Below are 14113 nucleotides of genomic sequence, written 5' to 3'. Positions count from 1 at the left end.
ATTATCAAATAGTCCTCAGCAACTGGCGATATTTGAACAATATTTAATGTGCATGGCGGGCTCAATTCGGAAACAGTATCATCTCAACCCGTCTTCGTTTGGCAGACTCACTCAGTGTCAGAACCTTAATCTCATCCTCAGCTGTTCCCACAGCGGCCACATGAAGGCGACTGCCGGAGATGCCACGTTTGATAAAATGCTGTTTAACCTCATCGGCCCGTTTTAACGAGAGCTGATAGTTATATTGCCTGTCGCCCTGGGTATCCGCATATCCGATAATCCTGAGAAAGGTCGCCTCTTCAGTCAGCATCTTATATTGAACTGCTTTTAATAATGCGATGTATTCAGTCGGTATGGAGGCTTTGTTAAACTCAAAGAAGACAGCATAGCGTGTCGCCAATTCTATTTTTTCAGAAACTTCACCAGAGAGATCCTGCGGATAGTGACTGATGTCACTCGGCCGAAGACTTGAAGGCTCATCGAACAGTTGCTGTGTGCCCACCCCACCGCTCTCTTCAGTTAGTGCTTGTATCGTCTGTTGATTCGAATCATCCGGTTGCGACCCAATCATCGTCTCACTTTCCAATACCTTGGGTGCCTGCTGATTCTCAGCCCCCATGTCGGTTATCCGCCCCTGCAGATTACTGAAGGATTGATTGATCTGCTTGGCAAACAGACCATAGAACAAGGCCATCAACAGTATGATGCCCAACCACGATACCAAGCGGAAGATGAATCGGCCCAATTTACCTTGAGCTGGTTTGGCAAACGGTTGCGTGGCGACACCTGCCATCGCCACATCCGGACAAGAGTCGACCCACATCGAGGGCATACTCAGATTCTCATCAACATTGATTCTGTTGACCACCCTATCCGAGGGTAGAGACGTTTGAACGACAGCTTTACTGTTTTGCTCAACCGGACTCCTGGTTGTGGCTGATGAACTCTCACTTCTACCACTCGACATCCACCATACACCGCCCCAGCGATGTTCATCATCCATCAGTTTTGAATCTTGATGTTTTGCTGTCTGCTCAACCTGAGAATCGCTGATGTTGTGTTGCTTATGCTGCTCCGAAATCAAACTATCCAGAGCGTTACTATCCAAATCGCTATTCCATATCTCATCCGCACTCGGAAACTTAACAGACAGTTCGATATCCGTTGCAATCTCATCATCAGCGCGATCCTCGATCGCACTGTTTTCAAACAACGAGACCTGGCTCAACTCCAGGTTTGGTGATTGCAACGGTCTTTTTACAGTCAGGTCACTCTCCCAGGATCCCCAATCGGAGTCCGGAAGATCCCAGGCTTCTTCAATACTCTGTCCGGCATCGTCAATGGCTGAAAGCAGATTGGCAGTGATCTGATTTGTACTGGCGATCAACGCCTGGCGCTTCTCGGTATCTTCTTCAGTGAAGTACTGTTCCTGCAGAGGACGGTTTTCAAATATGTCGTGTACAACCGCCTTTTGCATGGCAGCCTGCTGATCTATCGAATGCTGTTGTTTCTCAGTTCGATATCGTTCGGCAAAGTCTGTGAAGGATGCATTCTCAGCCAAGGTAATGCGTTGCTCTTCCACCAGCTCTTCGAGGATCACCAGCACATCTTCATCCGTTAATAGATGCTTCTCTTCCAGAGAGGCAAAGAGCAGCAGTCGACTCATCAGATGGTTAATCTTTCTTGGTACACCCTGTGCGGCCTGATGGATTAAACCATAGACTTCATCATCCAGTTTTGGGTCCTGTTGCCAGCCGACAATGTTCAACCGGTGGATAATGTATTCACGACTCTGCTCAGCCGACATGGGTTTCATCTGGCAGGTAGCAATGAGACGCTGCTGTATGTGTTCCATTTTTGGGTTAAGGACCAGTTCCCTTAACTCATCATGACCGATCAACACAATTTGCAGCAGTGAGCAGTTTCCCTTTTGCAGATTCGAAAGCAACCGCAACTCTTCAAGGCCATTCATCGACAGATTCTGGGCCTCATCCAGGAAAAGAATTGAGCGTTGTCCACGATCATATAGGTCAGAAAGATGTTTGCTGATACTGGTCAGCAGAGTTGCCTTGTTATAAGTCTCGGCAGGCAAACCGTACTCAAGCGCAACCTTTCTCAATAGCTCTTCCGCCTGGAGCTGACTGGTTACCAGATTGAGTGCGTTGAATTTAGAGTTATCGATTTCAGATATTACGTCTCTGACCAGAGTCGTTTTACCCGATCCGGGTTGCCCGGTGATCATCACAAAGCCTTCGCTCTGCTGCAGCGCATATGCCAGATAGGCGGATGCCCGGAGATAGTTCTTGTGGGCGTAGCGAAATTTTTCGTCCGCACTCAGGCGAAATGGTGTGTCCTTGAATCCAAAAAACGACTCATACATAGCCGCCGCTATCCCTATCATGGTCCGTCATTCAGAAATCCCTCTGATTACTATGGGGCATCAAAACACATAATCGAACCGCAAGGAAGCTCTCTGCCAATGGCGACCGGTGAGAATGTGATTGAAATTACCCTATTTCCACTACCCCTGATAAATATTCACAAACCGGGGATGGCCTGTGAACTTCACATTTCAGCGTTTAAATAATGATTTGACTATCCCTAAGCCGTTTAAACTTTCCAAAAAAGAAAAATCCTGAGGATTGATGTTGACCATCAATCCTCAGGATTACGCGATCCAGATAACTGTTATTTAGCCGAATGGCTGATTAACACTTATTCTCGATTAGTTGACTACGCTCTTCTGAACTATGTTTGACAAATCGCTTGAGTTACCGCTGCGATCATAGGCGGTGATAGCGACGTAGTAGTTACCAAGATCCATATTATCAATGGTGTAACTGGAAAGATCACCCTGGCTCAGATCGACATGCATCTGCAGATTGGATGGTGTTGTTCCGATAAAGATCTGATAACCATTGATGTCTGAAAGGTTCAGTGAGGAGCCATCAGTCCTGGTTGTCGGTGCTGTCCAGTTAAGTGACATGGAACCGGTGGTTGCGGCTACCTGTACACTGTTGACGCGAATGTTGAACGAGGCCAGATTTGCGCTGTCGGTGCCGTCACTGACGGTAATCCGGATGTTGTTGTAATCGCCCACGTCCTGGGCGGATGGTGTACCGCTCAGTCTGCCATTTGAACTATTGAAGTTGGCCCATGCAGGCAGATTGGAAACGGAGAAGGTCAAACTGTCGTTATCCGCATCATCTGCCGCCGGAGTAAAACTGTAGGCCACACCGGCATCAACTGATGCTGCTGGCGTGCCACTGATGGTCGGCGCTTCATTTGCCGCAGCCTGCGCTTCACTACAGACCTGATTGGAGAGTAGAAACTCTGCGCTATCGGTGTAGCGGGACTCAATCAGAAAGCAGTGCTGGGTGGTCAGATCGAGACCACTGATGGTCGCTGTCAGGGCGTGAGTGCGGTCAGCGCCGGTATCTGTGGAGTCGATGACTACATCGAAGCCGCCTTCAGGTGCGTCAAAATCGTTGCTCCAGGAGAGAATCACCCGGTCGCCGGAGACGGTTGCTGAATTCAGGCGGGCTGCACCGGTATTCGCGGCAGGTGCTGCTGGCTCTTCAGGTGCAGGATCGGTGTTGTCGGCAACCGGTTCTTCAACAGGATCGGTTGTACCAGCATTCTCTTCTGGTGCAGGATCGGCAGGTGCCTCATCCACGACAGGTGTGGTCTGAACCGGATCCGAAGGCTGGCTTGGGTTTACAGTTTCAGCCGGAGGTGTTGGGTTTGACTCTACAACGGGTGCGGGTGGCACGATGACTGGATTCTGAGTTTCGGTATTCTCTTGCTGGCCACTATCGCCGTTATCTCCGTCAGCAGGTGTTTGGGAGGTTTCTCCATCATTGGATACGATGGTCTCCTGCTCGGAATTATTTGCAGTTTCGTTTGATTCTGGATCACCACTTCCACCACATGCACTAAGAATGAAACTTAGCGCGAAAGCTGATGTTATGATCTGTAATGATTTCATTTATGTGGCCTCAATGACACTCTCAATATGCCAATAGAGTACGGCAAGAACTGGCCTAGCCTGAGGAACTGGATCACATAACTGAACGACATTCGTCTCATTATTGAAAACTGATTTTCAGTGCTTAAAAACACTGCAAATTCATGTAGATACAAGGCTCCTAATTTTAATTAAACAAAGCTCACCGCAGGGTTTTGTTAGGCCCATAGGGTGAGAAATTAGTCGACTGATTTAGTCGGAATTAAACGACTGTCACCCATCGCACAACCCCTCCTGCAGCGCCTTTGGGTCACTGGTTTGATCAACCGAATCACCAATACCTTATAGCCCGTCCGGCTGTAGGTGCTTGATGATGAATCGGCTCGCCACTTATACTCAGCAACCGAAAACAACGACTTTGATATCACATTTCAACAATAAGGCAGTTCTTCATGACTACTCCTAGCTTTAATCCACCTGTCCGCACCCTGATGGGTCCAGGCCCTTCAGACGTTCACCCGAGGATTCTGCAAGCCCTGGCACGCCCAACCATTGGCCATCTGGATCCTGTCTTCGTCGATATGATGGAACAGACCAAGTCCCTGCTTCAGTACGCTTTTCAAACTGAAAACGCACTGACTATGCCGGTTTCCGCACCTGGCTCAGCCGGTATGGAGACCTGTTTTGTCAATCTGGTGGAGCCTGGTGACAAAGTCATCGTCTGCCAGAATGGCGTATTCGGCGGACGCATGAAGGAGAATGTGGAGCGCTGTGGCGGCACCCCGATCATGGTGGAAGATGAGTGGGGCAAAGCTGTCGACCTGGAAAAGGTTGAAGCCGCCCTGCAATCCAACAGTGATGCAAAAGTGCTGGCTTTTGTCCACGCCGAGACCTCTACCGGCGCCAGATCCGATGCCAAAGAGCTGGTCGAGCTGGCCCATCGTCACGACTGTCTGACCATCGTGGATACAGTCACCTCTCTGGGCGGCAGCGAACTGAAAGTGGATGAGTGGGGAATCGACAGTATCTACTCCGGCACACAAAAGTGTCTCTCCTGCGCGCCAGGCATTTCCCCCATCAGCTTTAGTGAGCGGGCCCTGGATAAAGTCAGAAACCGCAGCTCCAAGGTACAAAGCTGGTTCCTCGATCTGAACCTGGTGATGGGTTACTGGGGAGGCGGCCAGAAGCGCGCCTACCACCATACCGCACCGGTGAACGGACTGTATGGCCTGCATGAAGCTCTCTGCATACTGCAGGACGAAGGGCTGGAGAATGCCTGGGCACGCCACCGCAAGATGCACAACGCCCTGAAAGCCGGACTGGAAGCGATGGGACTCAGTTTCATCGTTGATGAGGCGCACCGCCTGCCCCAGCTGAATGCAGTCTCCATTCCGGAAGGTGTGGATGACGCCACGGTGCGCAGTCGCCTGCTGAACGAGTACAATCTCGAAATCGGCGCCGGCCTTGGCGCGCTGGCCGGTAAGGTCTGGCGTATCGGACTGATGGGTCATAGCGCCAGAGCCGAGAATATCCTGCTCTGCGTCAGTGCCCTGGAAGCGGTATTGAGCGAGATGGAGGCACCAATCAATCGTGGTGTCGCACTGGCTGCCGTGCAGAAGTCCCTCTCCGCAGAAAGTTGAGCCTTCAGCTACCGCTGCTCGTCCAGGCGGACGATCTGCAAAACCACCTGAGTGAGCAGGCACCCAACCTGCTCCTGGTGGATCTCTGTAAAGCGAGTACCTACCGGGAGCTGCATATCCCGGGTTCGGTACATCTCGCTTATGCAGCAATCACCGCCTCTGACCACCCAACCCATGGACTGCTACCTGAACCTGAGCAGTTACAGCAGGTGTTTGCCGATCATGGCATTGGTAATGAAACCCATGTTATCGCCTACGATGACGAAGGCGGTGGCAACGCCTCGCGTCTGCTCTGGACACTGCACGCCATGGGACATCGGCGCTACTCGCTGCTGGATGGAGGCCTGCACGCCTGGGCCAATGAAGGCTATCCCTGCAGCCGGGAGATGAGTTCTGTTCCGTCTGCCAGCTTTCAGGCGACGGCGGATGAGAGCGCTGTCGCCAGCAGAGCCTACATTCTCAGCCGGCTCGATTCCCCGCAACTGGCACTCTGGGACGCCCGCAGCCGCAATGAGTTTCGCGGCCTCTCCAGATTCTCCCAGTTTCCAGGCCATATTCCCGGTGCTGTTCATCTGGATTGGCTCGAGGTGATGGACCGGCAGCACAATCTGCGTCTGAAACCAAAGGCCGAGCTGGAGGAGATGCTGGCCAGGCTGGGCATCACCCGGGACAAAGAGGTGATCACCTACTGCCAGACCCACCACCGCTCCTCCCTGACCTGGCTGGTGCTGCGCTATCTTGAGTTTGAGAACTGCAAAGGCTATCCGGGCTCCTGGTCAGATTGGGGAAACCGGGACGACACCCCGAAAGCCATGCCATGAGACGTCCCTCCACCCGGCAACGCCGTTTCGTTATCCTGACCCTGGCCCTGCTGACCTTCGGTCTGGCCTACTATGCCGGCTTCACCCAGAAAGATCGCAATATACCGGATATCCAGGGTGTCAGTATCGTACCGCCCACCCCTGCCCCGACATTCAAGCTGCAGGATCATACAGGTGCGGACTATGATCAGCAGCGTCTGATCGGCCATTGGAGCCTGTTGATGCTCGACCCAACCGGTCAGGCCCAGCCAGCCCCCGCCCTCTACAGACTGATGAAGGTGCACAACCGTCTGGCATCCCACCCTGAGCTGCAGAAACAGACCCATTTTCTCTATTTGCCGAAATTCAGTACTGCCAGCCTGGAGAGCTCAACCTCCTACCTGAGTGGCAACCTGTTTGGTTTGCAGGGTAGCGTCGAACAGACAGAAGAGACTTTTCTCAGTTTTGCGGTCACCGAGGAAACCGGACAACCGACTCTCTACCTGATTGGTCCGCAAGGAAATCTGCATGCCCTATTTACCGATGCGGTAGATGCCGCTACTATCGCCAGGGATTTAGTCAAGCTGATCCATTCAAACCCGTAGTCGAACCATGAATCAAACTGAACCGTCGCGAAAAGAGTTTCCACAAAAGCTGCTGGAAGGGCTGTTCGTCGCGCTTCAGTATCTGCTGCCCCACCACTTTCTATCCGCTCTGATGCATAAGCTGACCCGGGTCGAGTTGAAGCCGGTCAAGGATATGATCATCCGCAGCATCGTGGACTGGTACAATGTGAATCTGCAGGAAGCCATGGAGAGCGATCCCAGCCGCTATCGCAGCTTCAACGACTTCTTTACCCGGGCGCTGCGTCCGGATGCCCGCCCGGTGACACAGCTGGCGCATGAGATTGCCTCTCCGGCTGACGGCACCCTGAGTCAGGCCGGTGATATCGAGTCGGGCTATCTGTTTCAAGCCAAGGGACACGACTACGCCCTGTTTGAACTGCTTGGCGGTGATCAGGAGATGACCAGCCTGTTCGAGGAGGGCCATTTCGCCACCATCTATCTTTCGCCCAGGGACTACCACCGCTTGCATATGCCATTGGCTGGAAAACTGCGCAAAATGGTCCATGTCCCCGGACGGCTGTTCAGTGTCAATGAGACCACCTGTCGGAAAGTGCCGCGGCTGTTTGCCCGCAACGAACGGGTCATCTGCCTGTTCGATACCGAAGCGGGTCCGATGGCCATGATTCTGGTCGGCGCGATCTTCGTATCCAGTATTGAAACCGTTTGGGCCGGTACGGTGACCCCCACCCGACTCAGGGTCTCCAGCTGGGACTACAACCAGCAACAGCAGCCTGATTCAGTAGATCTGGAGAAAGGGGAAGAGATGGGACGGTTCAACATGGGCTCCACCGTGATCCTGCTGTTTGGCAAGGATGCGGTGGAGTGGTCTGAAACCTTTACCCCGGGATCACCGGTCAAGATGGGCAGGGCCATCGCCGAATTGACCTGATGATCCAGGCTTGAATCCAGCCGGCTCAAACGGCCCCATCAGGTTTGATCGCCTCGATGGTTGCCGAGACCACATAGTCCTCCACACCACGTCCCGGCGCCCAATCACGTATGAACGCCTTCGAATCGTCCTTCGGCTGAATTCGAATTGAGGTAAAACCTGCCTCATCGATCCACTGCTGCAAGGTTTCAATCAATGACGCGTTACCCATGCAGCCGGCAATCAGCTGCGGATCGTTGCGCATCTCTTCAGGCAGCTCGATGGTCGCCACCACATCGGAAATGGCCAGACGGCCACCCGGTTTCAATACCCGGAAGGCCTCTCTGAAAACCCGCGCCTTATCAGGTGACAGATTGATCACACAGTTGGAGATGATCACATCCGCCGTATTGTCAGCAACCGGTAACGCTTCAATCTCTCCAAGCCGGAACTCCACATTGGTGTAGTTGCCCTTTGCAGCATTCCCTCGCGCTTTTGAAAGCATGTCCGGGGTCATATCAACACCGATCACCGCCCCTTCGCTACCCACTTCCGCGGCAGCCAGGAAGCAATCGAAACCGCCGCCCGAACCCAGATCGACCACCGTTTCGCCCACTTGCAGTGCAGCGATGGCTTTAGGATTGCCACAACCCAATCCCATGTCTGCACCCTCGGGTACCACCTGAAGATCCGACTCGCTGTAACCCAGTCGGGTTGAGATCAGTGTATTGATCGCGGCATCGTCTGAGACACCGCAGCAGCTCGACTCCACACCGCATCCACTACCCTCGTTGTTGGCAATGGCCACCTGGGCATAGGCTAAACGTACCTGCTGACGATGATTGTCTTCACCAACTTCCACCTGAGGACCCGTGCTGCAGCAATCCGTATCACAACAATTCGTTTTATCAGTCATAATCCCTCCGGATATTCAGCTTTTGATGTCAGCGTTGAAAAAATTACTGAGGCTGTTCAAGGTCTCAGGGGCAATCCAGCAGACCACCCTTTTTCCCTGGCGTTCCATTTCAATCAAGCCTGATCGATGCAGCTCTTTCAGGTGGTGAGACAGGGTGGATGACGCGATATCCAGCCCCTCACCCAGCTCACCCACACTGTAGGCAATGGCCTGCTCCAGATCACACTGAGTGCCTGGCTGACAGCAACTGCTCAATCGCTTGAATATCATTAAACGGTGGGTGTTGCCCAGCGCCTTGAACATCTCTGTTAGCTGATCATCTTCGATTTTACTATTCGACATATTTCGAACTATAGAACAGTTGTCCGGGATAGACAATAGCCTTGAGAAAAAAATTGCACTCAGATTTCCAGCTCTTCTACCAACGTCACTGGTGACTATAAAAAAATCACTCTGCCTGATATGAATCACTTTCCTTCACACTGTGATCGGCAGTAGGATAGTTCTAAATTAATTACGTCCATAAATCTCCAGTTGCATCAGCCATACCCACATAATCACTCCTACCGGCCATATCATTGAACAAATCCAGATTTATCGTTTTATTCACGCTGCTTATCGCAATGGATGCTCAAGCCACTGAAGGGTCAACTGTTGGGGTATTTGCCAACACCCGGCAGGATATCGATTACCAGCTCAATACATTGGGTGCTTCCGTCTCACTGATCACCCCGGCAGGACTGTTCCAATGCAAACCGGGGCTGCTGCGAGGTGAAACCCGAATCGATTCATTCAACAACATCATCGGAATCTCCGATGTCCGCAACGCAGAGTGGAAAGATTTCTCAGCCCATGACCTGGAATGCCGTTACGGCGCAAAATGGCAGGGTTTTGGAGGAAACCTCAAAGCAGGTATCGGTTTGCGTGACTATCTTGGAAAAACGGATGACGAACCTGGCGGTAAACATATCAGTATTGAAGGCATTGGTGCTCTGATTGCCTACGACAGCGATCAATTTGATGTCGATCTATCCTGGCAACGGGCCGTCCACGACTACACACTCCAGAATCAATCCTCTTTTATCGACTACGACAGTCTGATCGACTTTGCTGAAAACACCACAGAAACGACCGTTAAATACCGACATTTATATCTCCACGGTAAACATCTCAGCGGCAACAAGGATAATGTCTATACCACCCCGGTCTTTCCCGCCAACAGCTTTGAGTTCGATCATACCGACGTCGCTCTGGGCATTCTGCTGACACCGGAAGCTGATGGATTGACGTTGATCGCGCCGATCTTTGGCGGTGGATCCTATCGGGGCTCATTCAATCCATTGGAGGGTGACGATCTGCTGAAAGGTATCGAGCTGGCAGGACGACTGAAGGGAGTCGATATCGAGCTGACTTTTGTACGGCACGATGGTGAAGGTAATCGCCCCTATCTTCCAGCAACTGAAAACCTGACCGAAATGAAAGAGAGCAATCAACTGAGCATCGGATTGAGCTGGGAGGAGTGGAGTCTGACCGTTGAGAATGTCAAATCCACCCACAAGGCCAATGCACGGATAGCCGATCCCCTGTATGCCGCCATTCTTGGTGGTTTCGGCCCTTATAACAACAAGCGGGATGAAGACAAATGGACCATTTCGCTCTCCCTGCCGGTGATCGAGAATATCACCGCCGACCTATCCTTCTACCACTCCACACGAGAGGATCAGCAATACAACCATCCACAACATAACTACATTGAGCGGGGCGGGAGCATACACTTCAAGATGGGGGTGTAAGGTTTGAGTCAGGCCGAAATCGCCGTTATCACCTTATTCACCTCAACCCGATTACGACCGTTGGTTTTGGCCAGGTAGAGCGCCTTGTCCGCAGAGGCGATGACTGAATCCGGGGTCTGGGAGGGCGCCAGGCTTACCGAACTGTAGAGCCCGACACTGATGGTCACCTGAATCTTCTCCTCTTTGAAAACCACCGACTCTGACGCCAAGGTCTGTCGCAACTCTTCCGCCAGCCGTAATGCACCCTCAGGGGGTGTATCGGGCAACACAGCGAGAAACTCCTCACCACCAATACGACCGACGATGTCCTCCTGGCGCAGGCGTCCCTTGATGGTATTCGCAACCCGCTTCAGGACAAAATCACCGGCCTGATGTCCATAACGATCATTAACCTGTTTGAACAGGTCGACATCCATGATCATCAGACTCAACGGCTGGCCTTCCGCTTCAGCTTTGGTGAACAGCTTATCCATCGACTCAAACAGGGCGCGACGATTGAACATCCCGGTCAGTGGATCGATCAGCGCCATTCTGCGATTCTGCTCGGCCCCCTGCTCCACGGTTGTCAACACAAAGCCGAAGGCGAGAAAGAACATCCCCAGGTAGTTGATCATGTAGAACAGGGTTGTCAAAACATCCCTGGATTGAAACGGCGTAACCTCATGCCAGCCCAGCAGAAAAGAGAATCCCCGATAGGCCATGGTCACCATACCGACAACACAGGCGAGGGACATGATCATCCGCCCCCGCCCGACAAAGGTATTGCCCGGCCTAATCAGTGCCCAAAGGATCAGCGCAATCTGATAACTGATAATGAATGAAGCGATGATCAGTCTTGAGTGCCTGTCATCGATCAGTATCAGACTGACGATCAGCATCAGAGCAACCGGTGTGATGTAGAGGGCCGGCTCCATCTGTGCCCGCCGACTGCTGAGTACCGCTTTCAAAACCAGGGTCAGGGTCAGCGCCCCCAGCATGTTGCCGACACCGATCGCCAACAGATCGGGAAGGATCCCTTTCGCACCCAGTACAAGATAGTAGCCGCTATTGGTCACCAATCCCCATGCAAGCAGCTTCAATCCGGGTATGGATTGGCGCAACGCAACGATCATCACCGCGAGTGTCATCGACAGATTGGTGACGATGCTGACGAAATAGATGGATGGAATATCGAGTGTCATGCGAGGTCAGATCAGGTTTGCTCTCGACTAAAAAATAAAACGCAATTCAACAACAAAGCGCATCCCTCGCTTGATCGCATCTTAGTTGAAAAGCACCCACATTAACAGAAATTAAGACGAACCCTTCAGGCTCCAACAGAAGCACCAGGCGTGCAGTCCCGGTGGTATTTCTCTAATCCAAGCGCAAACCATCCACTCCTGTCATCCATCAAAGTTTGAAATAGATCGGTCTATCAAGGCTTATCCCCCCGGTCAGTTCCCGATTGATTGAAACGGTCTTGGCAAAAGAACCGGGATTATAGTGATTGGGTGGGTGATCGGTTTTGAGCCAGCCCATTTTCTGATAGGTATTGGCGACCATCTGGGCACAGAATGAGTTCAGCATGCCGCTGTCGATATCCGCCTGGCCCTCTATCCAGTGGAGGAACTCCTGCTTGGTCGGCGGAAACGGGGTACCGTCATACTCATACATCACCGTCCAGAGCTGTTTTTCATCAATCTCCACATCCTGCAACCCGGCAAAGGCAAAACGGTATTTGGAGCCGTCAGGGGATGGATAGTATTTATCCAGATTGGCCAGATAGTCTCTGAGCACCAGCAGATGGGTTCCGGGATGGTCCGGGTTTGACTCCTTGTCGATCTGATCATCCATCTTATCCACCGTGTCGGCAGTCCACAGATAGAGCCGGGGATCATCATGAAAGCGGACAATCATTGCCGAATGGCTGAAATCGGTATGGTCCACCTCTTCAATCAAACGGCTTTCAGCAGCCGTTCCGCTGCAGAGCAGAACAGACCCGCAGGTAATTGCCGGACTCACTTCATCCAACGTTTTGAGTGTTGCCGGATCGTAACTTTCCGGCTGTTTATGCAACTTAACCGCAACCTCTTCCGCTGCATCCAACACATCTTTCATTATCGCCATATCAAGCTCCTTTGGGTTGCAAAAATGGCGGTGGTGAAACTCCCTTATTCGGGCGCTCCGAGCCTCAAGCCATGTCAGCTTTGCGGCCATACTCGCTGATAGTTTAGGAAGGTTTTGATTAATTATTGCCATCACATTCCTGATACAGGGCCGTGATTGATGATCTTGGCGACTGAGTATGTCGGGTTCAGCCGGAGTCCGCTCCGCTCAACGATCATCCAGTGCCGGTATCTCAGAGCTGATCGTCAGATCTTCAGCGACCTGTAACTGCTTGTTGCTGCAGGTACCGGCACCGCTGCTGCTGGCACAGCTGATCACCGCCTGGTAGTTGTCACTTGAGTGAGCCACCTTGAGATCCATTTTGCCGAGGATGTCTGTGGCGTGAAAGGCGACCAGATAGGCTGAAGGATGGTGTCTGAAACCCAGCTCGGTCGGCGGCAGATGGGGAACAGCATCATGCACATTCACCACGCGCAGGATTGGATGGTGAGTTTGTGCACCATAGAAGTCGACAAACGCCTGGTTGCCAACCCGGGGCGATGCAAAGTTGATATTCTCAGTGCGGATGTCAGGCCTGGAGAGGGCCAGGTCCAGAGTGAACAGCTGACAGAGTGCACCACCCAGACTATGCCCCGTTATATAGACCTTACTGAGCGGCCTGGATGCGTGCCGATACTTATCAATCAAGGCAAACAGCTGAGTCTGCATTGAAGCGTCAGATCCATTCCCGATTCTATAAATATCGTTGAAACCCGACTCTACCCGGACCCGATCCGGCACTGGAGTATTCGATTCAAAGGGGACAAAAGCTTGTGGTTCCACCCCGCAGTCATCGAGCATGTCGAGTATACTGTCGGTACCACGGAAGGCAAACACATAGCGCCAGGGGGCGGATGTGGTACGAAACACCACACCGTAGGTTTCAACGCTCTTATCCCGCCCGAACAGGGAATCCACACCACTCCAGGAATCGATCAGCTCAAAGCCCCCTGGCGGAGTTACCTTGTCCACCGCACACTGGGCACGCTGAGATTCTGAAAGAGCGTTATAGGCCTGGATACTGCATTCGATCAGAAGTTCAATACGTTCGGCATTCAACTTGCGGATGTCATTTTCAGAAGCCATTGCATTACCTTGCAGTTTGCCTGTTACGAATTGAGAAACGGAGCGCCTCTGATGAATCAATCAATCCGGCATTCACTGGGATGCGGAGAGTGAATGAAGTCAGGAGTTCCGTAAATATGGATCGCACAAACAAAGCAGGCAATCCGCGATAAATCGACCAGGATATTAAACGGCAGCCCATCCGTTTCATTGAGTAGAGTTGATGAATCAATCGATAAAACAGGCGCACCAGGTTGCAATCCACACGGCTTTTATTTACCCGACGGCTGAAA

General features: G+C 52.1%; 12 protein-coding genes. 5 read left to right on the top strand and 7 right to left on the bottom strand.

The features are described from left to right. Positions 1 to 61 precede the first annotated feature (61 nt). Positions 62 to 2380 (bottom strand): AAA family ATPase, encoded by a 2319-nt coding sequence (locus A3193_RS03810; RefSeq protein WP_069014122.1) that lies wholly within the window; start codon positions 2378 to 2380, stop codon positions 62 to 64. A 345-nt stretch (positions 2381 to 2725) separates the two neighbouring features. Beyond that, entirely contained in the window at positions 2726 to 3988 is a 1263-nt protein-coding gene (locus A3193_RS03805) for a putative Ig domain-containing protein (RefSeq protein ID WP_069004877.1), read from the bottom strand. A 431-nt stretch (positions 3989 to 4419) separates the two neighbouring features. Here A3193_RS03805 and A3193_RS03800 point away from each other — a divergent pair, with 431 nt between their 5' ends. The 4 genes from A3193_RS03800 to asd are packed head-to-tail and all read left to right on the top strand — an operon-like array spanning position 4420 to position 7922. After that, positions 4420 to 5607 carry a pyridoxal-phosphate-dependent aminotransferase family protein gene (locus A3193_RS03800; protein WP_069004876.1) on the top strand — a complete coding sequence of 396 codons (1188 nt, stop codon included), beginning with the start codon at positions 4420 to 4422 and terminating at the stop codon, positions 5605 to 5607. Next, entirely contained in the window at positions 5604 to 6428 is an 825-nt protein-coding gene (locus A3193_RS03795) for a sulfurtransferase (protein WP_069004875.1), read from the top strand. The genes A3193_RS03800 and A3193_RS03795 overlap by 4 nt, the downstream gene beginning before the upstream one ends. Then, on the top strand, positions 6425 to 7012 hold the full coding sequence (locus tag A3193_RS03790; RefSeq protein ID WP_069004874.1) for a hypothetical protein: 588 nt from the start codon (positions 6425 to 6427) through the stop codon (positions 7010 to 7012). Before A3193_RS03795 ends, A3193_RS03790 begins: the two co-directional genes overlap by 4 nt. A 7-nt stretch (positions 7013 to 7019) precedes the next feature. Beyond that, positions 7020 to 7922 carry an archaetidylserine decarboxylase gene (gene asd, locus A3193_RS03785; RefSeq protein WP_069014121.1) on the top strand — a complete coding sequence of 301 codons (903 nt, stop codon included), beginning with the start codon at positions 7020 to 7022 and terminating at the stop codon, positions 7920 to 7922. Between the two features lie 25 nt (positions 7923 to 7947). Here asd and A3193_RS03780 read toward each other — a convergent pair whose 3' ends face one another. Then, entirely contained in the window at positions 7948 to 8817 is an 870-nt protein-coding gene (locus A3193_RS03780) for an arsenite methyltransferase (protein WP_201258735.1), read from the bottom strand. Between the two features lie 15 nt (positions 8818 to 8832). Further along, on the bottom strand, positions 8833 to 9159 hold the full coding sequence (locus tag A3193_RS03775) for an ArsR/SmtB family transcription factor (protein WP_069004872.1): 327 nt from the start codon (positions 9157 to 9159) through the stop codon (positions 8833 to 8835). A gap of 281 nt (positions 9160 to 9440) precedes the next feature. On the opposite strand from A3193_RS03775, the gene A3193_RS03770 reads away from it, so the two are divergent. Then, positions 9441 to 10610, top strand: coding sequence for a hypothetical protein (locus tag A3193_RS03770; RefSeq protein ID WP_069014119.1), 1170 nt, complete (start codon positions 9441 to 9443; stop codon positions 10608 to 10610). Positions 10611 to 10618: 8 nt separating this feature from the next. Here A3193_RS03770 and A3193_RS03765 read toward each other — a convergent pair whose 3' ends face one another. The 3 genes from A3193_RS03765 to A3193_RS03755 form a co-directional block, all read right to left on the bottom strand. After that, positions 10619 to 11791, bottom strand: a complete 1173-nt coding sequence (locus tag A3193_RS03765) for a GGDEF domain-containing protein (protein WP_069004870.1) — start codon at positions 11789 to 11791, stop codon at positions 10619 to 10621. 208 nt (positions 11792 to 11999) lie between these two features. Beyond that, entirely contained in the window at positions 12000 to 12716 is a 717-nt protein-coding gene (locus A3193_RS03760; RefSeq protein ID WP_069014118.1) for a hypothetical protein, read from the bottom strand. Positions 12717 to 12923: 207 nt separating this feature from the next. Continuing rightward, a complete protein-coding gene (locus A3193_RS03755; protein ID WP_069014117.1) occupies positions 12924 to 13841 on the bottom strand; it encodes a lipase family protein in 918 nt (305 codons plus the stop codon). Between the last annotated feature and the right edge of the window lie 272 nt (positions 13842 to 14113).

Origin of the sequence: Candidatus Thiodiazotropha endoloripes, from assembly GCF_001708965.1 — a bacterium.
Classification (GTDB): domain Bacteria; phylum Pseudomonadota; class Gammaproteobacteria; order Chromatiales; family Chromatiaceae; genus Thiodiazotropha; species Thiodiazotropha endoloripes.
Note: the sequence above shows the minus strand (reverse complement) of the source record. Positions and strands in the feature narration are given on the sequence as shown.